Source organism: Aeromonas sp. s3 (genome assembly GCF_040907805.1).
In the GTDB taxonomy this organism is placed as follows: Bacteria; Pseudomonadota; Gammaproteobacteria; order Enterobacterales; family Aeromonadaceae; genus Aeromonas; species Aeromonas dhakensis.
This window is the reverse complement of sequence record NZ_JBFOCQ010000010.1, coordinates 1-24397: the sequence shown is the minus strand read 5'-3', so window position 1 is coordinate 24397 and position 24397 is coordinate 1. Positions and strand designations below refer to the sequence as shown.

Sequence of the window (24397 nt, the reverse complement as noted above, 5' to 3'; positions counted from 1 at the left end):
GCCGTGCGGGGAGAACGTCTGGCTCAGATGCCGGAGCCGTCGCTCTCGCCACTCTCCTCGTGCAGGCCGCACTCGCGCTTGAGGCCGAAGAAGCGGGTCTGCTCCTCGCTCATGCCGGGCTCCCACTTGGTGGTGGTGTGCACATCGCCCACCGACAGGTAGCCCTGCTCCCACAGGGGGTGGTAGGGGAGGTCGAACTCCTTGAAGTAGTAGAAGACGTCCTTGTTGCTCCAGTCGATCACCGGCAGGAACTTGAAGCGGCCGCGCTGGATGGCCAGCACCGGCAGCTTGCCCCGGCTGCCTGACTGCTCACGGCGCAGGCCAGAGAACCAGGTGCGGGCGCCGAGCTCGTTCAGGGCGCGGTCCATGGGCTCCACCTTGTTGAGCTGGTTGTAGCGGGTGATCCCCTCCACTCCCTGCTCCCACAGGAGGCCGAAGCGGGCCTCCTGCCAGGCCGGGGTGAGCGCGGCCCGGTAGATCTTGAGGTTGAGGGCGAGACGCTCGGTCAGCTCGTCGATGAAGCGGTAGGTCTCGGGGAAGAGATAACCGGTATCGGTCAGCACCACGGGCACATCGGCCCGCTCGCGGCTTACCAGGTGCAGCATCAGTGCCGCCTGGATGCCGAAGCTCGACGACAGCACATGCTCCCCCGGCAGGTTGGTCAGGGCCCAGCGCACCCGCTCGGGGGCGCTCATGGCGTCCAGCTCCCGGTTGAGGGGAACCAGCGCCTCGACCTGCTCCTCCCGGCCTAGGGCTAGCAGGGCGTCGAGGTCGAGCCGACCGTCGGCGGTGCGCGCCAGCCGGGCTGTATCAGTCTGTTCAGGCTGCATAGAAGTCCCTCGCGGAGTCGATGACCGGGGCTATGATCCCGGCGCGAATGACGAAGTCGCCGAAGCACTCGCCTGGGTTGCGATCCTTGGCCCAACGGCCGATCAGGGCGTCCAGCTCGGCCAGGATCTGCGGCTCGGTGATGTTCTCCTGATAGAGGCGCGGGATGCGGGTCCCCTCCAGATTGCCACCCAGGTGCAGGTTGTAGCGCCCCGGCGCCTTGCCCACCAGTCCCACCTCCGCCAGCATGGCGCGGCCGCAGCCGTTGGGGCAGCCGGTGACGCGGAAGATGATGGCGTCATCCGCCAGACCGTGCTTGGTCAGCAGCCCCTCGATGTCGGTGACAAACGCCGGCAGCATGCGCTCGGCCTCGGCCATCGCCAGCGGGCAGGTAGGCAGGGCCACGCAGGCCATGGACTGCTTGCGCTGCTCGCTCACGCCGTCATCCAGCAGACCGTACTGGCGCGCCAGGGCTTCGATGCGGGCCTTCTCGCCGGCAGGTACGCCTGCGATGATGAGGTTCTGGTTGGCGGTCAGGCGAAAATCCCCCTGATGCACCTTGGCGATCTCCAGCATGCCGGTCTTGAGGGGCTTGCCCGGGAAGTCCAGCAGGCGGCCGTTCTCGATGAACAGGGTCAGGTGGTGCTTGCCGTCGATCCCCTCGACCCAACCGAAGCGATCGCCGCGGCTGGTGAATTCGTAGGGGCGAACCGGCCCGAACTGGATGCCGGCGCGGTTCTCCACCTCGGCCTTGAAGGCCTCGACCCCGACGCGCTCGAGGGTGTACTTGGTCTTGGCGTTTTTGCGGTTGACCCGGTTGCCCCAGTCGCGCTGGGTGCTGACCACGGCGGCCGCCACCTCCAGCACGTGGGAGAGGGGCACGAAGCCGAAATCGCTCGCCTTGCGCGGGTAGGTGCTGGTGTCGCCGTGGGTCATGGCCAGCCCCCCGCCCACCAGCACGTTGAAGCCCACCAGCTTGCCACCTTCGGCGATGGCCACGAAGTTGAGATCGTTGGCGTGGATGTCCACATCGTTATGGGGCGGGATCACCACGGTCGTCTTGAATTTGCGCGGCAGATAGTTGGAACCCAGGATCGGCTCCTCGTCATCCCCCAGCTTCTCGCCGTCCAGCCAGATCTCCACGTAGGCGCGGGTCTTGGGCAGCAGGTGCTCGGAGATCTTCTTGGCCCACTCGTAGGCCTCCCGGTGCAGTTCGGACTCCACCGGATTGCTGGTGCAGAGCACGTTGCGGTTCACGTCGCCGGCGGTGGCTATGCTGTCGATGCCGGTGCTGTTCAGTGTCTGGTGCATCAGCTTGATGTCGCGCTTGAGCACACCGTGGAACTGGAAGGTCTGGCGGGTGGTCAGGCGGATGCTGCCGTACAGGCTGTGTTCCTCGGCGAACTTGTCGATCACCAGCCACTGGGCCGGGGTGATGATGCCGCCGGGCAGGCGGGCACGCAGCATGACGTTGTGCAGTGGCTCCAGCTTCTGGGCTGCGCGCTCGGGGCGAATGTCGCGGTCATCCTGCTGATACATGCCGTGAAAGCGGATCAGCTGGAAGTTGTCGCCGTTGAAGCCGCCAGTGAGCGGGTCCTTGAGATCCTGCTCTATGGTGCCGCGCAGAAAGTTGCTCTCGCGTTTCAGACGTTCGTTGTCGGCCAGCGGTCCTTCCACCGGTCCTGGAATAACTTGTTTGCTCATCAATAGACATCCCTTTGATAACGTTTGGCACGACGCAATTCGCTCAGATACTCTTCTGCTTCCTCACGGCTCTTCTGGCCATGTTCGGCAATCACATCCAGCAGGGCTTCCTGCACATCCTTCGCCATGTGGTTGGCGTCGCCGCACACATAGAAGTGAGCGCCTGCTTCCAGCCACTGGTAGAGCTCGAGCCCTGCCTCGCGCAGGCGGTCCTGCACATAAATCTTGTTGGCCTGATCCCGGCTGAAGGCCAGTGAGATCTTCGACAGCAGGCCGGATTTCACATAGCGCTGCCACTCCACCTGATAGAGGAAATCCTGGGTAAAGTGCGGATTGCCGAAGAAGAGCCAGTTCTTTCCCTCCGCCCCTTGCGCTTCCCGCTCCTGCAAGAAGGCCCGGAAGGGGGCGATGCCGGTGCCCGGGCCCACCATGATGACGGGGGTATCGGGGTTAGCAGGCAAGCGGAAGTTGTCGTTGTGCTCCACGAATACCCGCACCTCGGCATCTTCCGGCAGGCGGTCCGCCAGGTAGGAGGAGGCGGCGCCGCTGCGCACTGTGCCATCTTCCTGCGGGTAGCGCACTACCCCGACGGTCAGGTGCACCTCTTCCTCCACCTCGCTCTGGCTGGAGGCGATGGAGTAGAGGCGCGGGGTGAGCGGGCGCAGCAGGCCGATCAGCTGTTCGGCGGCGAGCGCGGTCGGGAAGCGCTTGAGCACATCCACCACCTGGGCGCTGGCCACCAGCGCGTTGACCTGGGCCTTGTCACCGGCCAGATCTTTGAGCGCCGCGTTGTCCGAGATCTCTGCCAAGCCGGTGATAAAGCCGCCGTGCAAGCGGGTCAGCTCCAGCTCGTGGCTGAGCACCTCGCGCAGGCTGCCGCGAGCGGTGGCCTCGTCGCCAGAAAGATGAGCCAGCGCCAAGACCTCACCGACCAGGTCGGTATCGTTGTCAAACCAGATGCCCAGCGCATCCCCCGGCTGGTAGCGGATGCCGGACTCTTCGAGGCTGATCTCGATGTGGCGGATATCCTTGGTCGAATCGCGGCCGGTGATCTTCTGGTTGACCGAGAGCCTGGCCGGGAAGGGGTTCTCCTTGCTGTACTGGCTGTGGCTGACAGCCTGCTGTACCGAGCTGGCTACGCTGCTGCCGGCGGGGCCGGCAGAGAGGGTGGCGGCGATGGCGTTGAGCGCCTGTTCGCCCCATGCCTTGGCGGCATCCTGATAATCCACGTCCAGGCTGGCGAGTTCATGCACCCGATCGGCGCCGGCCTTGGTCAGCAGGCTGTCAAAGTCCTTGCCGGTCTGGCAGAAGAACTCATAGGAGCTGTCACCCAGCCCCAGCACGGCGAACTTGAGCCCTTCCAGCTTGCCAACCTTGCCCTTCTTGAGCTGCTCGTACAGATCGACCGCGCTCTCCGGTGGTTCACCCTCCCCGTAAGTGCTTACTATCACCAGCAGATGGGTCTCTTTCTTGAGCTGCTTGGGTTTGTAGTCCGCCATGGAGGTGAGGGTCACCGGCAGGCCACGGGCTTCGGCCTGCGCCTTGATGGCGCTGGCCACGCCCTTGGCGTTGCCGGTCTGGGAGCCGTAGAGAATGGTCAGGCTGCCGCTGGGGGCGGCGGCGGCTGCACCGGTCACGGCAGGCTGGCTGCCTGCTTGGGAGAGACCGTAGAGATAACCGCTCACCCAGGCCAGTTGCTGGGTATTGAGGGTCGATAGCGCCTGGCTCAGCTGTCGCTGCTGCTCGTCAGAGAGGGGAGTCAGGTTGGTCAGGGAGTCCTTCAATTGCATCACACACGTCTTCCATGGTCTGATTTTTGGTCAGGTTAAGGGGTGTGATGGATAACAACAAAGAATAAAAATGTCTTTTTTATTCTATTACTGCATTAAAAAGGCAATGGAGAGAGTTGCAAGGCGACTCAGGTCGACAGGGCTCTCATGGTATAAAGGGCGATGAATGAGCCCGTATTACCCACACAGGAAGCGTGAATGTCGATCATCAGCTTGTTTCATGTCAATGCCTTCAGCCGGCACCCCTTTGGCGGCAACCCGGCGGTGGTGGCGCTGGGGCCAAGCCAGCCGGATGCCACCTTGCTGGCCATGGCTGCCGAGTTCAACCAGTCGGAGACCGCCTTTCTGGTGCCTTTGGGCCGGGCCCGCTACCAGTTGCGCTGGTTTACCCCCGAGCTGGAAGTTGATCTCTGCGGCCACGGCACCCTAGCGGCCGCCCATGTGTTGTGGCAGACGGGGGCGGTGGCTGAGGATGAGGTCATTCGTTTCGATACCCGCAGCGGCGAGCTGCTGGCCCGGCGCGAAGGGGAGTGGATCTGGCTCGATTTCCCGCGCATTGCCCCGGCGCCGCTCGTTCTGGATCCGGCCTATGCGGCGGCGGTCGGTTGCCAGCCGTTGCAAATTCTGGCGGCCGGCGCCAAGTTCTTGCTGGAGCTCGCCAGCGAGGAGGAGGTCCGCTCGCTCAGCCCAGATTTTCAGGCCCTGCGCACGCTGCCCGGTCGCGGCCTGATGGTGACGGCGCCCTCGCGCGATCCGGACCATGACTTCGTCTCCCGCTACTTCGCCCCCTGGGTCGGGGTGGATGAGGATCCGGTGACTGGCTCCAACCACTGCGCCCTGGTGCCCTTCTGGGCCGAACGGCTAGGCAAACAGCAATTGCGGGCCCGCCAGATCTCGGCCCGGGGCGGGGAGCTGCGGCTTGAATTGCAGGGAGATAGGGTGCTGATGGCCGGTCAGGCCGTCACCCTGTGGCAGGGGGAGTGGCTGCTGCCACCAGCCTCATAAGCGCGAGACTGACGGCGGCTTGAGCGTTCGCCACACCGGTTTGTGCCTACCATAAAAAACGCCCCGCAGTGGCGGGGCGTTTTGATTGTCATGGACGGCAGCAGTGTTGCTACGGCCTTATGCCTGCGGCGCTTACTTTTGTGGACGCAGAGCCGGGAACAGGATGACGTCGCGGATGGTGTGGCTGTTGGTGAACAGCATCACCAGACGGTCGATACCGATACCCTGACCGGCAGTCGGCGGCAGACCGTGTTCCAGCGCGGTCACGAAGTCGGCGTCGTAGAACATGGCTTCGTCGTCGCCGGCGGCTTTCTGGTCAACCTGAGCCTGGAAGCGCTCGGCCTGATCTTCCGCATCGTTCAGCTCGGAGAAGCCGTTGGCCAGCTCGCGGCCGCCGATGAAGAATTCGAAGCGGTCGGTGACGTCCGGGTTCTGGTCGTTGCGACGGGCCAGCGGAGAGACGGCGGCCGGGTACTCGGTGATGAAGGTCGGTTGCAGCAGCATGTGCTCCACGGTCTCTTCGAAGATCGCGGTGATCACGTGGCCCAGTTCCCAGCTCTTCATCAGCTCGATGTGCAGGCGCTTGGCAACGGCGGTGGCCTTCTCCAGGGTCGCCAGATCGTCGCGGGTCACATCCGGGTTGTACTTCAGGATGGAGTCAACCATGGAGAGACGCTGGAACGGCTGACCGAAATCGATGGTCAGGCCCTCTTCGCCCTCTTTGGCGTAACGGATCTTGGTGTCGCCCAGGATGTCTTGCGCCAGGGTGCGCAGCATCTCTTCGGTGAGATCCATCAGATCGATGTAGTCGGCGTAGGCCATATAGAACTCGAGCATGGTGAACTCGGGGTTATGGCGAACGGAGATACCTTCGTTACGGAAGTTGCGGTTGATCTCGTAGACACGCTCGAAGCCACCAACCACCAGACGCTTCAGATAGAGTTCCGGAGCGATACGCAGGTACATGTCGATGTCCAGCGCATTGTGGTGGGTGATGAACGGACGGGCAGAAGCGCCACCCGGGATGACCTGCATCATGGGGGTTTCCACTTCCATGAAGCGCTTGTCATTCAGGAACTTGCGGATACCGGCCACGACCTTGGTACGGGTCACGAAGGTCTTGCGGGACTCTTCGTTGGCGATCAGATCCAGGTAACGCTGACGGCAGCGGGCTTCCTGGTCGGTCAGACCTTTGTGCTTCTCGGGCAGCGGGCGCAGGGCCTTGGTCAGCAGGCGAATGTCGGAGACGTGAACGGAGAGTTCGCCTGTGTTGGTGCGGAACAGGGTACCTTCGACACCCACGATGTCGCCCAGATCCCACTTCTTGAACTGCTCGTTGTAGAAGCCTTCCGGCAGGTCGTCACGGGTGACGTAGACCTGGATCTTGCCTGCCATGTCCTGCAGGGTGGCGAAAGACGCCTTGCCCATGATCCGGCGGGTCATGATGCGACCGGCAATCTTCACCCGTTTACCCAGTGCGGCCAGCTCGTCGGCGCTCTTGTCGCCAAACTCGGCGTGCAGATCGCCGGAGAGGTGGTCACGACGGAAGTCGTTGGGGAAGGGGTTGCCCTGGGCGCGCAAGGCGGCCAGCTTGGAACGACGCTCCTGCATCTCGTTGTTCAGTTCGAGAGTTTGGTCGACTTCCGGAGTGGTGGTTTGTTCAGACATGGTGATTCCTGCTGTTCTGTTTTTTTACAGGCCTGACTTCAGGCTAGCTTCGATAAACTTGTCCAGATCGCCGTCGAGTACCGCCTGGGTATTGCGGGTTTCGACGCCGGTACGTAGATCCTTGATGCGCGCATCATCCAGCACATAGGAACGGATCTGGCTGCCCCAGCCGATGTCGGACTTGGTCTCTTCGAGGGCTTGCTTCTCGGCATTCTGCTTCTGAATTTCCAGCTCGTAGAGCTTGGCTTTCAGCTGCTTCATACACTGATCTTTGTTTTTGTGCTGGGAACGATCGTTCTGGCACTGTACCACGACCCCAGTGGGAATGTGGGTAATACGTACCGCGGATTCGGTCCGGTTGACGTGCTGACCACCGGCGCCGGAGGCACGGTAGACGTCGATGCGCAGGTCGGCCGGGTTGATCTCGATGTCGATGTCATCGTCGATCTCGGGGTAGACGAACACGGAGCAGAACGAGGTATGGCGACGACCGCCGGAATCGAACGGCGATTTGCGCACCAGGCGGTGGACGCCGGTCTCTGTGCGCAGCCAGCCGAAGGCGTACTCACCGGTGAACTTGATGGTGGCGGACTTGATGCCGGCCACGTCGCCTTCGGAGCATTCGATGAGCTCGGGCTTGTAGCCGTGGGCATCGCCCCAGCGCAGGTACATGCGCAGGACCATGTTGGCCCAATCCTGAGCTTCGGTACCGCCGGAGCCGGACTGGATGTCGATGTAGCAGTCGGAGGGATCGTGCTGACCGGAGAACATGCGGCGGAACTCGAGGTCCACCAGCTTGGACTCCAGCACGTCGGCTTCGGCCACGGCTTCGTTGAAGGTATCTTCGTCTTCACCTTCCACGGCCAGCTCGACCAGCATGGCCACGTCGTCAGCACCCTGGGTCAGGGTGTCGATGGTACCGACCACGTTTTCCAGCGCGACGCGCTCCTTGCCCAGCGCCTGTGCGCGCTCGGGTTCATTCCAGACGTCCGGCTGTTCCAGCTCGGCGTTGACCTCTTCTAGACGCTCTTTCTTGGCGTCATAGTCAAAGGTACCCCCTAAGCAGCTCGGTCCTCTCAGACAGCTCCTTAAGCTTGTTTAATACAGGATTGACTTCAAACATCGTGAAAACTCTCGGGGTCGATGTGATTTAAAAACGGGATATTCTAGCCAATTGTGGAAGGAATAAACAGGGTCGGCTGTCCTTGTGCGTGCCCGGTAGTCAATTTCTGGTGCAGTTTTCCCCAACTCGGTGGAAAATATCGCCCACCGCCCCATTTTCCGGTTCAGTTTTGTGCCGACGGGTCGTTAATAACTACGCAGTGCTGTGCACTTTTTGGGAAATCCTGTTCCTGACCTCCATAAGAAGAACGCATGATGAAAAATCTATCACTCAAGCAGAAGATACTGTTGTCAGTGGTCATCGCCCTCTCGCTGGTGATCCTGCTGCTCTCTTGGCAGAGCTACACCAGCCAGAAGTCCCTGTTGCTGCAAGGCAGTCAGGAACAGGTGCAACGCCTCGGCAACCAGCAGGCCGCCAGCGTCAGTGACTGGCTCGCGGCCCGTCGCGACGTCATTCAGGCGCTCGGCAACAAGGCCGGTGCCGAACCCCTCAACGCCCTGCAACAGGCGCAAGTCTCCGGCCGCTTCCAGCTCACCTACTTTGGCGAGAGCAGCGGCAAGATGAACGACTCCGATCCCTCCATCAATCGTGACGGTTACGATCCCCGCTCCCGCGGCTGGTATCAGGAGGCGATGGGCAAGGGTGGCATGATCGTCACCAAGCCTTACCTTGACGTGGCCTACAACATCATGGTGGTGACCCTGGCCCAGCCGGCGCAGGGCGGCGTGGTCGGCGGCGACCTCTCCATCGCCTCCTTGGTGGAAGACGTCACCAAGATGAAGCTGCCGGCCGACGGTTTCGCCATCATGATGCACAAGGACGGCACCGTCATCGCTTACAAGGACGCGGCCAAGGCGATGAAACCGGCCACTGAGATCGACAACGATCTGACCAATGCCCTGATCGAGCAGAGCAAGACCAGCAACAGCCTGGTGCCGGCCTACTTCGACGGCGAAGGGCGCGACAAGCTGCTGTGGGCGGTGGATATCCCCGACACCGACTGGGAGCTGGTGCTGGTGCTGGACAAGGAGACCCTGGAGGCGCCGCTCTCTTCCCTGCTGATGACCCAGCTTGGCCTGGCCCTGCTGGTGCTGGTAGGCAGCATCCTCGCCATCTCCTGGCTGGTCAGCCTGCTGTTGGGGCCCCTTGGCAAGGTCTCCCAGGCCCTGGCCCGCATCGCCGACGGTAACGGCGATCTGACCCAGCGCATCAAGATCGACACCAACGACGAGGTGGGTCAGCTGGCCAACAGCTTCAACCGCTTCGTCGGCAGCCAGCACCAGCTGATCGGCAACATCCGTCAGCTGGCCAACGAGCTGAACGCCGATGCCGAGCGCAGTCTGGTGACCAACCAGGCCGCCGTGGACGAGTTGCAGCGCCAGCAGCAGGAGGTGACCATGGTCGCCACCGCGGTTACCGAGATGGCGAGCGCCACCATGGAGATCGCCGGCAACGCCGAGAACACCGCCGCCGCGGCCCAGCAGTCCGCCCAGAGCAGTGAGCAGGGCAAGATGCTGGTGAACCAGACCCGTCAGTCCATCAACGGTCTGGCCGAGGAAGTGGGGCAGGCGACCGAGGTGATCGGCGAGCTGAGCCGCCACGCCCAGGCCATCTCCGGCATCCTCTCCACCATTCAGGGTATCGCCGAGCAAACCAACCTGCTGGCGCTGAACGCGGCCATCGAAGCGGCCCGCGCCGGTGAACAGGGTCGCGGTTTCGCGGTGGTGGCGGACGAGGTGCGGGTGCTGTCGCGCCGTACCCAGGACTCCACCCAGGAGATCCAGTCCACCATCGAGACCCTGCAGCAGACCACGGCCCGTGCGGTGAGCCTGATGCAGACCAGTCAGGGGCTGGCGGACAACAGCGTGAAAGACGCCGATGCCGCCGCCGCTGCGCTCGAAGAGATCACCCAGGCAGTCAGCCTCATCTCCGACATGGCGGGCCAGATCGCCACGGCCGCCGAGGAGCAGACCCAGGTGACCGGCGAGATCACCCAGAACACCACCGCCATCAAGGATGTGAGTGACGAGATCACCGCCGCTGCCATGCGCGATCTGGATCAGGCCGAGAGCCTCAAGGGGCGGGCCACCGACCTGAACAAGCAGGTCTCGACCTTTATCCTGTAAGTGCCTGAACGCGGCGAGCACGGCCGCCATGACCAAGCCCCGCACTCTGCCGAGCGCGGGGCTTTTTGTTTATGGGTCTCGCCACGGCTATCCATGAAGGAAGTGGTGCAGAGAAGCTGGCGAGCAGAAATGGCAGAGCCCACCAGGGGGGTGGGCTCTGTTCATATACGTCTGACGGGAAAGGAATTACAGGAAGGGCAGTGCCAGGAACAGCTTGATCACCATGGCGTTGATGATGTCGATGAAGAAGGCGCCCACCATGGGCACCACCAGAAACGCCAGGTGGGAGGGGCCGAAGCGCTGGGTGATGGCCTGCATGTTGGCGATGGCGGTGGGGGTGGCCCCCAGACCAAAGCCGCAGTGGCCCGCTGCCAGCACGGCCGCATCGTAGTTGCGGCCCATTACCCGGAAGGTGACGAAGATGGCGTAGAGCGCCATGGCCACGGTCTGGGCCGCCAGCAGGATGAAGATGGGCAGCGCCAGGTTGGCCAGATCCCACAGTCGCAGGCTCATCAGCGCCATCGCCAGGAACAGCGACAGACTGACGTTGCCGAGCAGGGAGACTTCGCGGTCGCTCACCTCGTGCCAGTTGAGCAGGGTCAGCACGTTGCGCAGCAGCACGCCGACGAACAGCACGCAGACGAACACCGGCAGCTCGAAGGCGCCGCCCTTGAGGTAGGCGGAGAGCATCTCGCCCCCCTTCAGGCTGATGGCGATCAGCGCCAGGGTCTCGATCAGGCTGAAGGTGGTGAGCGGGCGCTCCATGTCCGGCATCTCGAAGCCTTGTGGCGCGTCGTCCCGGTTGTGCTCCTCGCCGGGCACCTGCACCTTCTTCACCAGATAGCGGGCCACCGGACCACCGATCAGGCCCCCCAGCACCAGGCCGAAGGTGGCACAGGCGATGGCGAGCTCGGCGGCGGATTGCACCCCGTACTTCTCGGTGAAGGTGGCGCCCCAGGCCGCCCCGGTGCCGTGGCCGCCGGAGAGGGTGATGGAGCCGGCCAGCAGCCCCATGTGGGGATCCAGACCGAGCAGGGTGGCTAGACCCACCCCCAGGCTGTTCTGCACCAGCAGCAGGCCGGTGACCACCAGCAGGAAGGTGAGCACCGCCTTGCCGCCGCGCTTGAGGCTGGCGAGATCGGCGGAGAGACCGATGGAGGCGAAGAACGCCAGCATCAGCGGGGTTTGCAGGCTGGTATCGAACTGCAGCTCCATCTGCAGGGTGGCGCGCAGCAGCAGCAGCACCAGGGCGACCACCAGGCCGCCGGCAACCGGTTTGGGGATGTTGAAGGTGCGCAGCAGCCCGACTCGGGTCACCAGCAGACGACCGAGCAGCAACACCAGGGTGGCTGCGACCAGGGTGGCGTAGGAATCAAGTTGTAGCATTCAGTACTCCCATGTTGATTGGCTGTGTCTTTCGTTGATGCAGACTCACAGATTCAGCCGGGATAAAAACAGTGTGGCTCAGGTGCCAACAAAGAAGGGGCGCCATGCCCCCGCCCCACGTAAGAATGGGACCGGTGCGGGCCTGAATTGATCAGGCATCCAGATGAGATTTATGAAAAATCGAGCGGATAGTAGCAAAAAACACCACTTATATCCACATTTGTCAGATAAATGGTCGCTCATTGTGTTTGTTGTGAAATTTAACACTATCGGGTTAGTCGCGGTGCAAGCCGGGGTGAGGGCTATTTCCTGGCTGTCATTTGGGGCGCCAGTCCCTATAATTCGGCGGTTTTTGGCCCGCGGACGGCACTGGTGGGATGTGAGCCGGCGGCCTGGCGCGCTATCATGTGCGGGCTTTCGGCCCATGGCGAATGCGGCAGGCAGTCGATGCCACCGTTTCGTCCCGTTTGAGCCACGATTCGCGGCTGTTGTGCCCATCAAAGAGGAGAGGGTGTGAAGAAGTCCATCTATATCGCCTACACAGGCGGCACCATAGGGATGCAGCGTTCCGACCACGGCTATGTGCCGATGGCGGGCTTCATGGAAGACTGTCTGGCGCGGATGCCCGAGTTCCATCGTCCCGAGATGCCGGATTACCATATTCACGAATATGCGCCCCTCATCGACTCTTCCGACATGACGCCGGCGGACTGGCAGCGCATCGCCGAGGACATTCGTGACAACTACGAGAAATACGACGGTTTCGTCATCCTGCACGGCACCGACACCATGTCGTTCACCGCCTCGGCGCTCTCCTTCATGCTGGAGGATCTGCACAAGCCGGTGATCATCACCGGCTCCCAGATCCCGCTCGCCGAGCTGCGCTCCGATGGTCAGCAGAACCTGCTCAACGCCCTCTACATCGCGGCCAACTACCCGATCCACGAGGTGACGCTGTTCTTCAACAACCAGCTCTATCGCGGCAACCGCAGCAAGAAGGTGCACGCCGACGGCTTCCACGCCTTCGATTCGCCGAACTACCCGCCGCTGCTCAACGCCGGCATCGCCATCTCGCTGGAGGCAGGCGAGCTGGGCGTGCCCTCCGAGCGGCCGCTGGTGCTGCACGACATCACCCCCCAGCCCATCGGTGTGGTGACCCTCTATCCCGGCATCTCGGCCGAGGTGATTGCGAACATCCTGCAGCAGCCGGTGCGGGCGCTGATCCTGCTCTCGTTCGGGGTGGGCAATGCGCCGCAGAATCCGGCCATGCTGGCGCTGCTCTCCGAGGCATCGGCCCGTGGCGTCATCATCGTCAACCTGAGCCAGTGTCTGCACGGCAAGGTCAACATGGGGGGCTATGCCACCGGCAACGCCCTGTCGCGGGCCGGGGTCATCTCGGGCTTCGACATGACCGCCGAGGCGGCGCTGACCAAGCTGCACTTCCTGCTGAGCCAGGATCTGCCGGCGCCGCGCATCCGCGAGCTGATGCAGCAATCCCTGCGTGGTGAGCTGACCCCCTGAGAAACTGTCCACGACCTTACTGCGAAGCCGTGATCAAGGCTCATGTGCTGCTCGGAATCCTCATGTATGCGTATACACTCCGGTTCCTGCGCTGCTCTTCACCTTGCTGACGTCTTCTCGCGACAGGTCGTGAACAGCTTCTGACCTCCCTACCATGGGGGGAGAGGGGATAGCTCGAGGTGCTGTTGGCCGCGAAGCTTGCCATGAAGATCGCCGGCAGGTGGCCCGCTTACGGTTCGCAGCTGCGAGCCTGCTCCCTTCTCCCCTGGCGGGAGAAGGGCTGGGGATGAGGGGGATCACTTTGCAGAGATAAAAAAGAGGGGAGCCATTATGGCTCCCCTCTTTCGTTTCGTTACCGCGATAGGTGACGTGCGGCCTGCCTCAGTGGCTGAGGTCGACCCGCACTATCTCTTCCTCGTCGCGATACTGGCGCTTGAGCTCGCTCTTGCTCTTCATCACGATCTCGCCGTCACGGCCGATGTTCATGTGCTCGGGGTTGTCGAGGTGCATCGCCTGCCAGGCCATCACGGCCTGCAGCGACGTGGCTTTCTGCTCGTCGGTGAGCGGCTTGCCATCGGGCCACTTGCCGAGCTCGACCGCGGTCTTGAGCCGCTCGTACACCTCTGCGGGCATCTGCCTGATTGCTTGCAAAAACTCACCTTGTTGAAACGACATCCTGCCTTCTCCTTGCACATTGAGCCATGACGAATCGGGATCAGACCGGCAGATCCTGGCGAACTGCGCCAGCCATCTGCTCCATCACCCGCACTACCTGACAACTGTACCCGAACTCGTTGTCATACCACACGTAGAGCACGCAGTGATCCCCCTCGGCGATGGTGGCCTGGGAATCGACGATGCCCGCAAAGCGGGAGCCCACCATGTCGGAGGAGACCAGCTCGGTGCTGGCGCTGAAGTCGATCTGGCGATGCAGGGCGGAGCTCAGCGCCATCTGCTGCAGATAGGCGTTGAGGCTCTCCCGATCGGTGGTCTGCTCCAGCGACAGGTTGATGATGGCCAGCGACACGTTGGGAGTCGGCACCCGGATGGCGTTGCCGGTCAGCTTGCCCTTGAGCTCGGGCAGCGCCTTGGCCACCGCCTTGGCGGCGCCGGTGCTGGTCATCACCATGTTGAGGGCCGCGCTGCGACCGCGTCGCTCGCCCTTGTGATAGTTGTCGATGAGGTTCTGGTCGTTGGTGTAGGAGTGGACCGTCTCCACGTGACCGTGACGGATGCCGTACTTGTCCTGCATCACCTTGAGCACAGGAGTGATGGCGTTGGTGGTGCAGGAGGCGGCGGAGATGATCTTGTCATCGGGCCCGATCACCTCGTGGTTGACCCCGAACACCACGTTCTTCATCTCCCCCTTGCCGGGAGCGGTCAGTAGCACCCGGGCGGCGCCGCGCGCCTTGAGGTGCTCGGAGAGACCCGTCTCGTCACGCCAGACGCCGGTGTTGTCGACGATCAGCGCATCGTGAATGCCGTAGGCGGTGTAGTCGATGTCGGCCGGGCTGTTTGCATAGATCACCTGGATGAAGGTGCCATTGGCGATGATGGCGCTGCGCGCGGCATCCACTTCGATGGAGCCGTTGAAGGGGCCGTGCACCGAGTCACGGCGCAGCAGGCTGGCACGCTTCTCCAGATCCCCGTCGCGGCCGCCACGCACCACGATGGCGCGCAGTCGCAGGGAGTTGGCGGCGCCGGTGCGCTCGATCAGCAACCGGGCCAGCAGACGGCCGATGCGGCCGAAGCCGTACAACACCACGTCGGTCGGAGCCGGTACGCCGCGACCCAGAGCCGGTGCCAGCTTGGCACGCAGGTAGTCGTCGATGCCGGCTTCATCCTGGTGATCCTGCCAGTAACCCACGGCCAGCTTGCCCAGATCGATCTCGGCGGCGGTCGGGTTCAGGGCCAGGATGGCTTGCAGCAGGGGAAAGCTCTGTTGGATCGGGAGGGGGGCTCCCTGGTGGCGGCGAACGACCCGGTGGGCCTTGAGGATATCGATGGTGGAGGCGTTTTGCAGCGGGCGGCCGAAGATGGTGATCTCGATCCCTTGCTGACGGTAGAGGCGACCGATCAGGGGTTGCATGGCTTCGGCGAGCTCCTGGCTCTCCTGCCACGCTTGCAGATAGTGCTCGTGGGTCATTAACCAGATCCTTTATTTCACGTTGTTGGGGCAAATAGAAATTCGTCGAATGCAGATCAGTGTAGGGGTGTATATTTCGTTATATTATTCTGCAGTCGCGGCCTTATACGGCGCGCGCATTGTAATGGATATGTAATTCGTTTGCTAGCCAAGGGTGGCTATAGCGGGCTGCAATTGTTACCAACAAGATGTGAACCATGACCCCTTTTCCAGCTAGAACCCTGCTGTTCGGCCTCTGTTGCGGCCTGGTGCTCACCGCCTGTGACGATGACAGGATCCACAACATCTGTGCCAACTATCCGGCCCTCTGTCAGGATCTGGTGGACGACGGCTGGTGTCGTTACGAGCGCAGCGACATCATCCGGGCTCGCTACTACCTGCAGGCGGAGCAGACGGAGCGGCATCAGTACGAGTTGATGCGCAGCCTGGAGCGCTACCTCAAGTGCGCCGAGCGCTCCACCAACATCGAGTACAAGCGGGCCCGCGAGCAGAAGAGCCCGCGGGTGGAGGGGATGCTGGCGGCTGGCGACCAGCTGGCCCAGCTCGATGCTGCTACCCGCAACGCCAAGGATCCCTATCTGCTGCTCTGGCACTGGACCAACAACACCAACGAGCTGGCCCGCCAGCAGTTTCTGGCGCTGGAGGGGCAGCCCGCGCTGGAGGAGCCCGAACTGCAGCTGGCGCTCGGGGGCATCTATGCCAAGCGCGAGCCGCAAAAGGCCATCGCGCTGATGCAGCACGCCCTCTCTCTCTACCGGGAAGGGGATCAGGTGAACGGCCGCATCCTTACCTCCCTCAGCACCCTCTACATGGGCCAGAAGGAGTACGGGCAGGCCTATCTGTGGGGCAAGGTGAGCGAGTCGTTCCAGAACGCCGCCGAGGTGTCGGCCAGCCGTTTCAGCCTCTACCACTCCCTGAGCAAACAACAGCAGGAGGGTCTGGACAGCCAGGCCGCTATCCTGGTCGAACAGCTGAAAAGCGGAACCTATCGTCCCTGAATCCTGATGAACCACATTGAACCTCTGGCCAGCGACTGGCCGCACCCCTTCGACATCCGGCTCACCCACGGCCGGGTCAATACGGATGGCCGCCAGCTGGAGCGGGTCACAGTCCGGGCCGTCGTGCTGCGTGGCGACCAGCTGCTGCTGGTGCACTCCAGTGTCAACGGCGATCTCATGTTTCCCGGTGGTGGCATCGAGCACGGGGAGTGCCACAACACGGCCCTGGCCCGCGAGCTGCGCGAAGAGTGTGGGGCCGAGCTGGTGGCGGTCGGCGCCCTGCTCGGGCAGACGCGGGAGTACCGCCCGGCCCGCGAGGCCGACTACGACGCCTACTGCATCCGTTCCTTCTACTACCTCTGTCAGGTGGGGGAGAACTGGAGCGAGCCGCGGCCCCAGCCCTACGAGATCAGGCTCGGCTTTACGCCAGGCTGGTTCGAGCTGGCCGAGGCGCTGCAGACCAACAAGACCCAGCTGGCGGGCTCCTGCCCCCAGTGGACGGCGCGGGAGACCCGGGTGCTGGCCGAACTGCAGCACTGGCACGGTGCCGGCCTGCTGGGCTGAGCACTTTCACTGCACCATAAAAAAACCGCCGATTGGCGGTTTTTTTATGTTGGTTGCCGATCAGGGCGTGCAGACCGGGCAGAGGGCGTAGGTGCCCTGCGGATCGTTGAAGCGGGTCAGCGGGTCCAGGCTGCGGTTCACCTCCACCAGCGCCTTGCCAAGGCCGGCCGGCAGCCAGCTCTGCAGGTGCGAAGCCAGCACCTGGGCGCTGCTGTCGAACAGCTGGCGCAGGAACTTGTCCTTGGCCGACTCTTCCTGCTCGATGGGGGCGACCTGCCACTCCTTGAGGTTGGCCAGCTCGGCTGCCGCCTTGATGGCCGCCTCCTGATCGCCAAACTCGTCCACCAGGCCCAACGCCTTGGCATCCTGACCGGTCCAGACCCGGCCCTCGGCCGCTTTCTCGGTCTCTTCCGGGCTCAGGCCACGGCCCTTGCTCACCAGACCGACGAAACGCTGGTAGGTATCTTCCACGCTCAGCTGGATCGCCTGGCCGACGTGTTCCGGCAGGGCACGGGTCAGGCCGACGCCGACATAGTCGGTGGTGCCAACACCGTCGGTGTGCACCCCGTACTGGGAGAGTGCCTTGTCGATGGTGGCGAACATGCCGAACACCCCGATGGAGCCGGTGAGGGTGGTGGGGGAGGCGAAGATCTTGTCCGCATCGGCGGAGATCCAGTAACCGCCGGAGGCGGCGTAGCTGCCCATGGAGATCACCACCGGCTTGCCGGCCTGCTTGAGGGCCAGCAGCTCGGCGCGGATCTGCTCGGCGGCGAAGGCGCTGCCGCCTGGGCTGTCGACCCGCAGCACCACGGCCTTCACCTTGTCGTCGCGGCGAGCATCGGCCAGTAGATCGGAGAGGCTGTCACCGCCTATGGTGCCGGCAGGCTGGATACCATCCATGATGGCGCCGCTGGCGACGATGAGGCCCACCTCATCCTTGCCGCTCTGGGGATACTGGCTCGGAATGGCGGCCAGGTACTCCTTGAGGCCCACCCCCTTCCAACCGTGGTCATCGCTCTCGCCCACTTCCTTGATCACCGCCTGGGTCATCTCGTCGCGGGTGGCCAGCTGGTCCACCAGACCGTTGTCGAGGGCGTAGTTGGCCGCGTTGCCGCCGGCCTTGCGCAGCAGCTCGAGGAAGCGATCCTTGCCCGGTGCCACGGCGTCCGGTTCGATTTCACGCTGCTCGGCCACGTCGGTCACATAGGATTGCCACAGCTGATCCAGCCAGCGCTGGTTTGCCTCCTTGCTCTCGGGGGACATCTCGTCGCGGGTATAGGGTTCGACGAAAGACTTGTAGGTACCGACCTTGAACACGTGCGGGGTGATGTTGAGCTTCTCCAGCGCCGACTTGTAGTAGGTCTGGTAGACGCCGAGCCCCTCGATCACCACGGCGCCGCTCTGGTTGAGCAGCACGTGATCGGCGTGGGCGGCCAGCAGGTACTGGCCCTGAGTGTAGAAGTCGGCCATGGCGATGACCGGCTTGCCGCTCTCCTTGAATGCATCGATGGCGTTCGCCACCTCCTGCAGTTTGGAGAAGCTGGTGCCCTGCAGCCCCTGGGGCTTGATCACCAGCGCCTTGATGCGATCGTCATCCTTGGCGTTCTTGATGGCCCACAGCAGATCGGAGAGGACGATCTCGCTGGGCAGCTCGTCGCTGTTATCCACCTGGCGCAGCAGCTGCACCGTGGGATCGGTTTGCGAGCGCTGTTCCACCAGTACGCCGGAGAGATTGAGGGTGAGGGCCCCTTCGATGGGGGCGCTGGGGGCCTCTTTCTGGCTGACGCTGAAGACGATGATCAAGACCACGACGAGAAACAGCAGATTGACCAGCATCAGCCGGGTGAAATTGAGCAGGCGCCACAGGCTGCGAAACAGCCAACCCAGACCTTTGAAAATAGACATAGTCGCGTTATCGCCCTGTTAATGGGGAGGGAAGCGCCATTATTAACCAGTTGGCCGGTGAAATGCCATTTCCGCTTGGAGAGGATCGGAGCCGGTGAGTTCGGAACACGTCTGTTCGCCGAAAAATTGTCCAAACATTTGTTTGAAAAAGCATTTTTGATTCTTTACTCTAGCCTCGGTTTGATAACAAAAAATTAACTGGAGGCCCTGTGAGCCGCCCACCCATGCTGCCGCCTTGTTCCAGGCCTGAGTCCGGACGGTGGGGGATGGGCGTGGTGCCATCCAGCCCGGCCCCGAAAAGGAGTTCATGATGAGCCGTTACCCGACCCTGCTGACCCCCCTCGATCTGGGCTTTACCCAGCTGCGCAACCGCGTGTTGATGGGATCCATGCACACCGGCCTCGAAGAGGAGAAGGGGGGCTTTGACAAGCTAGCCGCCTTCTATGGCGAGCGGGCCCGGGGCGGGGTCGGCCTCATCGTGACCGGCGGCATCGCCCCCAACCTGCGCGGTCGGCTGGTGCCCCACGGCTCCCAGCTGAGCTTTCCCTGGCAGGTGGCCAAGCACAAGAAGGTGACCAGTGCGGTGCATCAGGAAGGGGGCAAGATAGCGCTGCAGATCCTCCATGCCGGCCGCTACGCCTATCATCCGTTCAGCCTGGCGCCGAGTGCCCTCAAGGCCCCCATCTCTCCGTTCAAGCCGCGCGCCATGAGCGAACGGCAGATCCGCGGCACCATCCGCGACTTCGCCTCCACCGCGCAACTGGCCAGGAGCGCGGGCTACGACGGGGTCGAGGTGATGGGCTCGGAAGGCTACCTCATCAACCAGTTCATCTGCGAGCGCACCAACAAGCGCACCGACGGCTGGGGTGGCAGCAGTGAAAACCGCATGCGCTTCCCGGTGGAGATCGTCCGCGCCATCCGCGAGCGGGTCGGGCCGGATTTCATCATCATCTTCCGCCTCTCCATGCTGGATCTGGTGGAGCAGGGCTCGACCCTGGAAGAGGTGATTGCGCTTGGCAAGGCGCTGGAGCAGGTGGGGGTCACTCTCATCAACACCGGCATCGGCTGGCACGAGGCGCGCATTCCCACCATCGCCACCAGCGTGCCGCGCGGCGCCTTCAGTTGGGTGACGGCGGAGCTGAAAAAACACCTCAAGGTGCCGCTTATCACCACCAACCGCATCAACACCCCCGAGGTGGCCGAGCGCATTCTGGCGGGCGGCGAGGCGGATATGGTCTCCATGGCGCGCCCCTTCCTGGCCGACCCCGAATTCGTCATCAAGGCCGCCGAAGACAGAGCGGACGAGATCAACACCTGCATCGCCTGCAACCAGGCCTGCCTCGACCACATCTTCAAGCAGAAGCGTGCCTCCTGCCTGGTCAATCCGCGTGCCTGCTTCGAGACCGAGCTCAACTTCGGCCGTGTGCCCCAGCCCAAGAAGCTGGCGGTGGTGGGCGCAGGTCCGGCCGGGCTGGCGTTTGCCTGCTACGCCGCCGAGCGCGGCCATCAGGTGAGCCTGTTCGATCAAGCCAGCGAGATCGGTGGCCAGTTCAACTTCGCCAAGCAGATCCCGGGCAAGGAGGAGTTTCACGAAACCCTGCGCTACTTTGCCAAGCGGCTGGAGAAGTGCGGCGTCGAGCTCTATCTGGGCCAGCGCCAGAGTGCCGAGAGCTTGCTTGGCGGCGGCTTTGACGAGGTGATCCTCGCCACCGGTATCCGCCCGCGCACCCCCAACATTCCGGGTATCGAGCATCCCAAGGTGCTGAGTTACCTGGACGTGCTGCGGGATCACAAGCCGGTGGGCGAGAAGGTGGCGGTGATCGGCGCCGGCGGCATCGGCTTCGACGTGGCCGAATATCTGGTGGAAAAACGGGCGGATGGGGGCCAGAGCCGGGATCACTGGCTCAAGGAGTGGGGCATCGACAAGCAGCTCGGCGAGCGCGGCGGTCTGACGACCCCGGTGATCGACGCCCCCGAGCGCCAGATCTGGCTGCTCCAGCGCAAGGAGAGCAAGGTGGGCGATGGCCTGGGCAAGACCACTGGCTGGATCCACCGCACCGTCTTGAAGAACCGCAAGGTGGAGATGCTCTCCGGCGTGCAGTATCTGCGCATCGACGACGAGGGGCTTCACATCCGGGTGGGCGACCAGCAGCAGTGCCTGCCGGTGGATCAGGTGATCATCTGCGCCGGCCAGGAGCCGCTCAAGGAGCTGCAGGCCGGTCTGCAGGCGGCGGGCAAGCCGGTACACATCATCGGCGGCGCCGATGTGGCCGCCGAGCTGGATGCCAAGCGCGCCATCCGCCAGGGGGCCGAGCTGGCGGCCCTCATCTAGAAGAGGTTCAGGCACGGGAAAGCGAGAGGGGCGACAAGCCCCTCTTTGCATAGGAAATCTCCTTGCTCTGGCAGAGCCGGCGCTTGTGGCTTGACTGAAATTAACATAGGGTCAACAAATACCTGTCTGGCGTCATGAGGGATGTACCGCCAGACGGGGGCAGGCTCAGCAAGCCAGATATGCCCCCTTGGTGCCACCATTGGCCTGAACGTGTCGACCAATCCCCTCTCCCGGACAAGGCAATAAGGACATTACCATGTGCCCGGCAACACCCATAAACCCAGTCTGCAACCCTGCTCCTCGTGTTGGCTCAGTCGCATTGGCGGTGATGCTGTATTGCTCACCGGCGTTGGCGGATCCAGCCGGCAGATTGATCTTTCTTGGCTGGACCAGCGATCAACTGCATTCGGTCTGGCTCTCAGCCGTGTCATCCGGCCAGTTTGAGGTGGAGTCGGCCAAGCAGGGGCAAGTCTATGACAACTGGAGTCAGGACCGCAGAGGCCTGCATCTGACCCTGTCACCCGAGGTACAAAACGGCGGTACCCACAAGCTATATGCCTATCTGGATACGACATCAGGTAAACGAGTCCTGCTCGATACGGATAACCAGCAAAATGGACATTTCACCTTTCCCGGTAATTTCACTCCGCCCACTCTGCCGACCAGGCCGCTCCCTCCTATCGCTGTTTTGCCTCCCGAGAGCGGTGTAACACCGCCGATAGGTACTCTGCCGCCACAGGGGATGATGCCGACCCGGCCCGGCGGCGTAACACCGCCGATGGGCACTTTGCCGCCGCAGGGGATGATGCCGATTCGGCCCGGCGGCGTAACACCACCGATGGGCACTTTGCCGCCGCAGGGGATGATGCCGACCCGGCCTGGCGGCGTAACACCGCCGATGGGCACTTTGCCGCCGCAGGGGATGATGCCGACCCGGCCCGGCGGCGTAACACCACCGATGGGCATTTTGCCGCCGCAGGGGATGATGCCGACCCTGCCCGGCGGCGTAACACCGCCGGTGGGCACTTTACCGCCACAGGGGATGATGCCGACCCGGCCCGGTGGCGTAACACCGCCGATGGGCACTTTGCCGCCGCTGGGGATGATGCCGACCCGGCCCGGCGGCGTAACACCGCCGGTGGGCACTTTACCGCCACAGGGGATGATGCCGACCCTGCCCGGCGGCGTAACACCGCCGGTTGGCACTCTGCCGCCGCAGGGAGTGATGCCGACTCGACCCGGAGTTTTACAGCCGCCCACAGGTCTGCTGCCCACACCTGTGCTCCCGATGGTAACGCATCCGGCCGGAGAGCTGGCGAGCGAGCGCGCCTGGAATGAAACCAGATTGTGCGTCATGGCAGACGAGCGAGCACAGCTGCCGCCCACTCTGCGCGATCGATATCCGGATTGTCCCTCTTCCCGGGAGGCTGTGGTTGTGGTGGGGCAGCCACAGCCCAGACGCTGGGCCTTGTGGGGGGACGAGGTCTACTACGACATAGCGGATCACCGGGAAGGGAGCGATCTGTCCGGCAGTACCAATGTGTTTACCTTGGGGGCAGAGACTCGTCTCGATCAGGCTATGTCGCTGGGATTTGCCGTCTCCCGACTCGACAGCAAGGCAAGTGCCTTCGAAGGGGGAATGAGGCTGGCTGCAGGGGGCTACAATCTGGGCCCCTACTTCACTTATCAATTGTCGAAACGCTGGATGCTGGATGCGACCCTGATGTATGGCTGGATGGACAACGAGCAAGGCTTGTTGTTTCTCAGCGGTGACTACGGTTCGACGTCCGTGAGCGGCAACCTGGGGGGCTCGGCCCAGTTCGAGTGGGACGCGTTCACCCTCCGTCCCCGACTAGCGATCAGTTACAGTCATGGCCGCAGTGACGGCTATCGGTTGCAAGGGGATTACCGTGGCCTTCCCCTGCAGCTGGAACGGGGGAGCGACAGTTACAACCAGGGCAACCTGACGGGGACGCTGGAGCTGAGCCGGCTCTATCATACCCGCGATGGTGTGCCGGTGATGCCTTATGGGGAACTGGGTCTCGATTATGGCTTTGAGAGACCTAACGATGGCTATATCCTGACGGGCAATCTGGACATGGCCCGCACCCAGCCGTTGAGCGGCACTATGCGGGTCGGGCTGCGCACTCTGCTGGGTGGAGACACCACGGTCACGGCCAGTACCGGTTATCTCAGCCTGGGTCAGGGGGGGCTGAATGTCTGGGAATGGAGGCTCAATCTTTCCAGGTCATTCTGAGCCTAGGCCCGACCTTTTCTCAATGAAGGAGATTTTGATGGATGCACTGACGTTATTGCTCAACCGCCACTCCTGTGGCCGTCTGGCCGAGCCGGCTCCCGCCGGAGAGGTACTCGACAATATCCTCAAGGCCGGGCTGCGGGCGCCGGATCACGGCACCCTGACCCCCTGGCAGTTCATCCTGTTCGAAGGGGAGGGCCGCGAGCGGTTGGGCACCCTTTTGGCGGAAGCCGCCCGTAGCCGCGGTGAGGATGAAGAGAGCATCAAGAAGTGCCGGGAAGCTCCGCTGCGCGCGCCCCTGGTGATCGCGGTGGCGACCCGCCATCAGGAGCACCCCAAGGTGCCGCGGCTGGAGCAGGAGCTCTCCGCCGGCTGCGCCCTGATGGCGATGCAGATGGCGGCCCAGGCCCAGGGCTTCAACGGCATCTGGCGCTCCGGCTGGTTTATCTTTGACGAGCAGATCCAGGCCGGCCTTGGCCTTGGCACAGACGATCAGCTGGTGGGCTTCCTCTACCTCGGCACCCCCATGCTGGAGGCCCGCAAGCTGCGCGAGCTGCCGGTGAGCGAGTTCGTGCGCCGCTTCTAGTCTGATGAACTGTCGATAAAGCCCTGACTTGTCAGGGCTTTTTTGTTTCTGGCGACAGGCTGTACTGATAAATGAAAAATTGCCAAGAGGGAGGCCGTCGCTGGCAGGGAATTTTTTAAATAGTGAGATGCCGTTCTCAATCCTGGTTTATTACGCTATGTAAAACGTTTGCGCCTCGTTAATATCCCTGTGCCAGTTTAGAAGGTGACCCCTTCTAATTTTCTGCGATGAGAGTCGCAATTCCGTAGCACCTTTTTACAGCCCAACGTCTTGATGACATTGGGCTTCATTTTTTTGGGCGCTTTTTAGGTACCGGTACCCTCAACCTCCTAGGACCGGAAAGGTCACCTTTTTACAGACCATCATGGTCTTGATGACATTGGGCTTCATTTTTTTGGGCGTTTTTTAGGTACCGGTACCCTCAACCTCCTAGGACCGGAAAGGTCACCTTTTTACAG

The 24397-nt window shown here is 62.7% G+C and carries 17 protein-coding genes; 8 read left to right on the top strand and 9 right to left on the bottom strand.

Annotated features, from left to right (window positions below):
- Positions 1-23 precede the first annotated feature (23 nt).
- Genes AB5Y98_RS05325 through AB5Y98_RS05315 form a run of 3 tightly spaced genes read right to left on the bottom strand, consistent with a single transcriptional unit; the run spans position 24 to position 4322 of the window.
- On the bottom strand, positions 24-830 hold the full coding sequence (locus tag AB5Y98_RS05325; protein ID WP_017766718.1) for a phosphoadenylyl-sulfate reductase: 807 nt from the start codon (positions 828-830) through the stop codon (positions 24-26).
- A complete protein-coding gene (gene cysI / locus AB5Y98_RS05320; protein ID WP_368231470.1) occupies positions 820-2532 on the bottom strand; it encodes an assimilatory sulfite reductase (NADPH) hemoprotein subunit in 1713 nt (570 codons plus the stop codon). The genes AB5Y98_RS05325 and cysI overlap by 11 nt, the downstream gene beginning before the upstream one ends.
- Complete coding sequence (locus tag AB5Y98_RS05315; protein ID WP_368231498.1) at positions 2532-4322, bottom strand: assimilatory sulfite reductase (NADPH) flavoprotein subunit; 1791 nt, start codon at positions 4320-4322, stop codon at positions 2532-2534. The genes cysI and AB5Y98_RS05315 overlap by 1 nt, the downstream gene beginning before the upstream one ends.
- Positions 4323-4520: 198 nt before the next feature.
- On the opposite strand from AB5Y98_RS05315, the gene AB5Y98_RS05310 reads away from it, so the two are divergent.
- Positions 4521-5327, top strand: a complete 807-nt coding sequence (locus AB5Y98_RS05310) for a PhzF family phenazine biosynthesis protein (protein ID WP_368231469.1) — start codon at positions 4521-4523, stop codon at positions 5325-5327.
- Between the two features lie 132 nt (positions 5328-5459).
- Here the strand turns inward: AB5Y98_RS05310 and lysS are convergent, their stop codons facing one another.
- Together lysS and prfB are read right to left on the bottom strand one after the other, a co-directional pair.
- Positions 5460-6995: a lysine--tRNA ligase gene (gene lysS / locus AB5Y98_RS05305; protein WP_005297982.1), complete on the bottom strand. Its 1536-nt coding sequence runs from the start codon at positions 6993-6995 to the stop codon at positions 5460-5462.
- 24 nt (positions 6996-7019) lie between these two features.
- Positions 7020-8118, bottom strand: a protein-coding gene (prfB, locus tag AB5Y98_RS05300; RefSeq protein ID WP_099358782.1) for a peptide chain release factor 2 whose coding sequence is annotated in 2 segments (ribosomal slippage) — positions 7020-8042 and positions 8044-8118 — 1098 coding nt in all. Because the reading frame shifts where the segments join, the coding sequence is not laid out codon by codon here.
- 254 nt (positions 8119-8372) lie between these two features.
- Between prfB and AB5Y98_RS05295 the strand changes: the two genes are divergently transcribed.
- Positions 8373-10244, top strand: a complete 1872-nt coding sequence (locus tag AB5Y98_RS05295; RefSeq protein WP_017780299.1) for a methyl-accepting chemotaxis protein — start codon at positions 8373-8375, stop codon at positions 10242-10244.
- A gap of 186 nt (positions 10245-10430) precedes the next feature.
- On the opposite strand, the gene gltS is transcribed toward AB5Y98_RS05295, so the two are convergent.
- Entirely contained in the window at positions 10431-11630 is a 1200-nt protein-coding gene (gltS, locus tag AB5Y98_RS05290; protein WP_017780300.1) for a sodium/glutamate symporter, read from the bottom strand.
- A 513-nt stretch (positions 11631-12143) separates the two neighbouring features.
- Between gltS and ansA the strand changes: the two genes are divergently transcribed.
- Complete coding sequence (ansA, locus tag AB5Y98_RS05285) at positions 12144-13151, top strand: asparaginase (RefSeq protein ID WP_005297986.1); 1008 nt, start codon at positions 12144-12146, stop codon at positions 13149-13151.
- A gap of 381 nt (positions 13152-13532) precedes the next feature.
- On the opposite strand, the gene AB5Y98_RS05280 is transcribed toward ansA, so the two are convergent.
- Positions 13533-13826, bottom strand: coding sequence for a YeaC family protein (locus tag AB5Y98_RS05280; RefSeq protein ID WP_024941476.1), 294 nt, complete (start codon positions 13824-13826; stop codon positions 13533-13535).
- A gap of 40 nt (positions 13827-13866) precedes the next feature.
- Positions 13867-15297, bottom strand: a complete 1431-nt coding sequence (locus AB5Y98_RS05275; RefSeq protein WP_368231468.1) for a glyceraldehyde-3-phosphate dehydrogenase — start codon at positions 15295-15297, stop codon at positions 13867-13869.
- A gap of 197 nt (positions 15298-15494) precedes the next feature.
- Here AB5Y98_RS05275 and AB5Y98_RS05270 point away from each other — a divergent pair, with 197 nt between their 5' ends.
- Together AB5Y98_RS05270 and AB5Y98_RS05265 are read left to right on the top strand one after the other, a co-directional pair.
- A complete protein-coding gene (locus AB5Y98_RS05270) occupies positions 15495-16295 on the top strand; it encodes a DUF2989 domain-containing protein (protein WP_005297998.1) in 801 nt (266 codons plus the stop codon).
- A 6-nt stretch (positions 16296-16301) separates the two neighbouring features.
- A complete protein-coding gene (locus AB5Y98_RS05265) occupies positions 16302-16859 on the top strand; it encodes an NUDIX domain-containing protein (RefSeq protein ID WP_139723866.1) in 558 nt (185 codons plus the stop codon).
- Between the two features lie 60 nt (positions 16860-16919).
- On the opposite strand, the gene sppA is transcribed toward AB5Y98_RS05265, so the two are convergent.
- Positions 16920-18764, bottom strand: coding sequence for a signal peptide peptidase SppA (gene sppA, locus AB5Y98_RS05260; RefSeq protein ID WP_368231467.1), 1845 nt, complete (start codon positions 18762-18764; stop codon positions 16920-16922).
- Between the two features lie 310 nt (positions 18765-19074).
- Here sppA and AB5Y98_RS05255 point away from each other — a divergent pair, with 310 nt between their 5' ends.
- The 3 genes from AB5Y98_RS05255 (at position 19075) to AB5Y98_RS05245 (ending at position 23939) form a co-directional block, all read left to right on the top strand.
- On the top strand, positions 19075-21096 hold the full coding sequence (locus tag AB5Y98_RS05255) for an NADPH-dependent 2,4-dienoyl-CoA reductase (RefSeq protein WP_279485528.1): 2022 nt from the start codon (positions 19075-19077) through the stop codon (positions 21094-21096).
- 802 nt (positions 21097-21898) lie between these two features.
- A complete protein-coding gene (locus AB5Y98_RS05250; RefSeq protein ID WP_368231466.1) occupies positions 21899-23353 on the top strand; it encodes an autotransporter domain-containing protein in 1455 nt (484 codons plus the stop codon).
- A 37-nt stretch (positions 23354-23390) separates the two neighbouring features.
- Entirely contained in the window at positions 23391-23939 is a 549-nt protein-coding gene (locus tag AB5Y98_RS05245; RefSeq protein WP_017779913.1) for an NAD(P)H nitroreductase, read from the top strand.
- Positions 23940-24397 lie beyond the last annotated feature (458 nt).

What these genes read in the sequence shown, in the direction of transcription:
- AB5Y98_RS05310 (WP_368231469.1), top strand. Translation starts at nt 4,521, where the DNA reads ATGTCGATCATCAGCTTGTTTCATGTCAATGCCTTCAGCCGGCACCCC.
- AB5Y98_RS05270 (WP_005297998.1), top strand. Translation starts at nt 15,495, where the DNA reads ATGACCCCTTTTCCAGCTAGAACCCTGCTGTTCGGCCTCTGTTGCGGC.
- AB5Y98_RS05275 (WP_368231468.1), bottom strand. Translation starts at nt 15,297, where the DNA reads ATGACCCACGAGCACTATCTGCAAGCGTGGCAGGAGAGCCAGGAGCTC.
- AB5Y98_RS05265 (WP_139723866.1), top strand. Translation starts at nt 16,302, where the DNA reads ATGAACCACATTGAACCTCTGGCCAGCGACTGGCCGCACCCCTTCGAC.
- AB5Y98_RS05280 (WP_024941476.1), bottom strand. Translation starts at nt 13,826, where the DNA reads ATGTCGTTTCAACAAGGTGAGTTTTTGCAAGCAATCAGGCAGATGCCC.
- sppA (WP_368231467.1), bottom strand. Translation starts at nt 18,764, where the DNA reads ATGTCTATTTTCAAAGGTCTGGGTTGGCTGTTTCGCAGCCTGTGGCGC.
- AB5Y98_RS05250 (WP_368231466.1), top strand. Translation starts at nt 21,899, where the DNA reads ATGATGCCGATTCGGCCCGGCGGCGTAACACCACCGATGGGCACTTTG.
- AB5Y98_RS05295 (WP_017780299.1), top strand. Translation starts at nt 8,373, where the DNA reads ATGAAAAATCTATCACTCAAGCAGAAGATACTGTTGTCAGTGGTCATC.
- gltS (WP_017780300.1), bottom strand. Translation starts at nt 11,630, where the DNA reads ATGCTACAACTTGATTCCTACGCCACCCTGGTCGCAGCCACCCTGGTG.
- AB5Y98_RS05315 (WP_368231498.1), bottom strand. Translation starts at nt 4,322, where the DNA reads ATGCAATTGAAGGACTCCCTGACCAACCTGACTCCCCTCTCTGACGAG.
- AB5Y98_RS05245 (WP_017779913.1), top strand. Translation starts at nt 23,391, where the DNA reads ATGGATGCACTGACGTTATTGCTCAACCGCCACTCCTGTGGCCGTCTG.
- cysI (WP_368231470.1), bottom strand. Translation starts at nt 2,532, where the DNA reads ATGAGCAAACAAGTTATTCCAGGACCGGTGGAAGGACCGCTGGCCGAC.
- AB5Y98_RS05325 (WP_017766718.1), bottom strand. Translation starts at nt 830, where the DNA reads ATGCAGCCTGAACAGACTGATACAGCCCGGCTGGCGCGCACCGCCGAC.
- lysS (WP_005297982.1), bottom strand. Translation starts at nt 6,995, where the DNA reads ATGTCTGAACAAACCACCACTCCGGAAGTCGACCAAACTCTCGAACTG.
- AB5Y98_RS05255 (WP_279485528.1), top strand. Translation starts at nt 19,075, where the DNA reads ATGAGCCGTTACCCGACCCTGCTGACCCCCCTCGATCTGGGCTTTACC.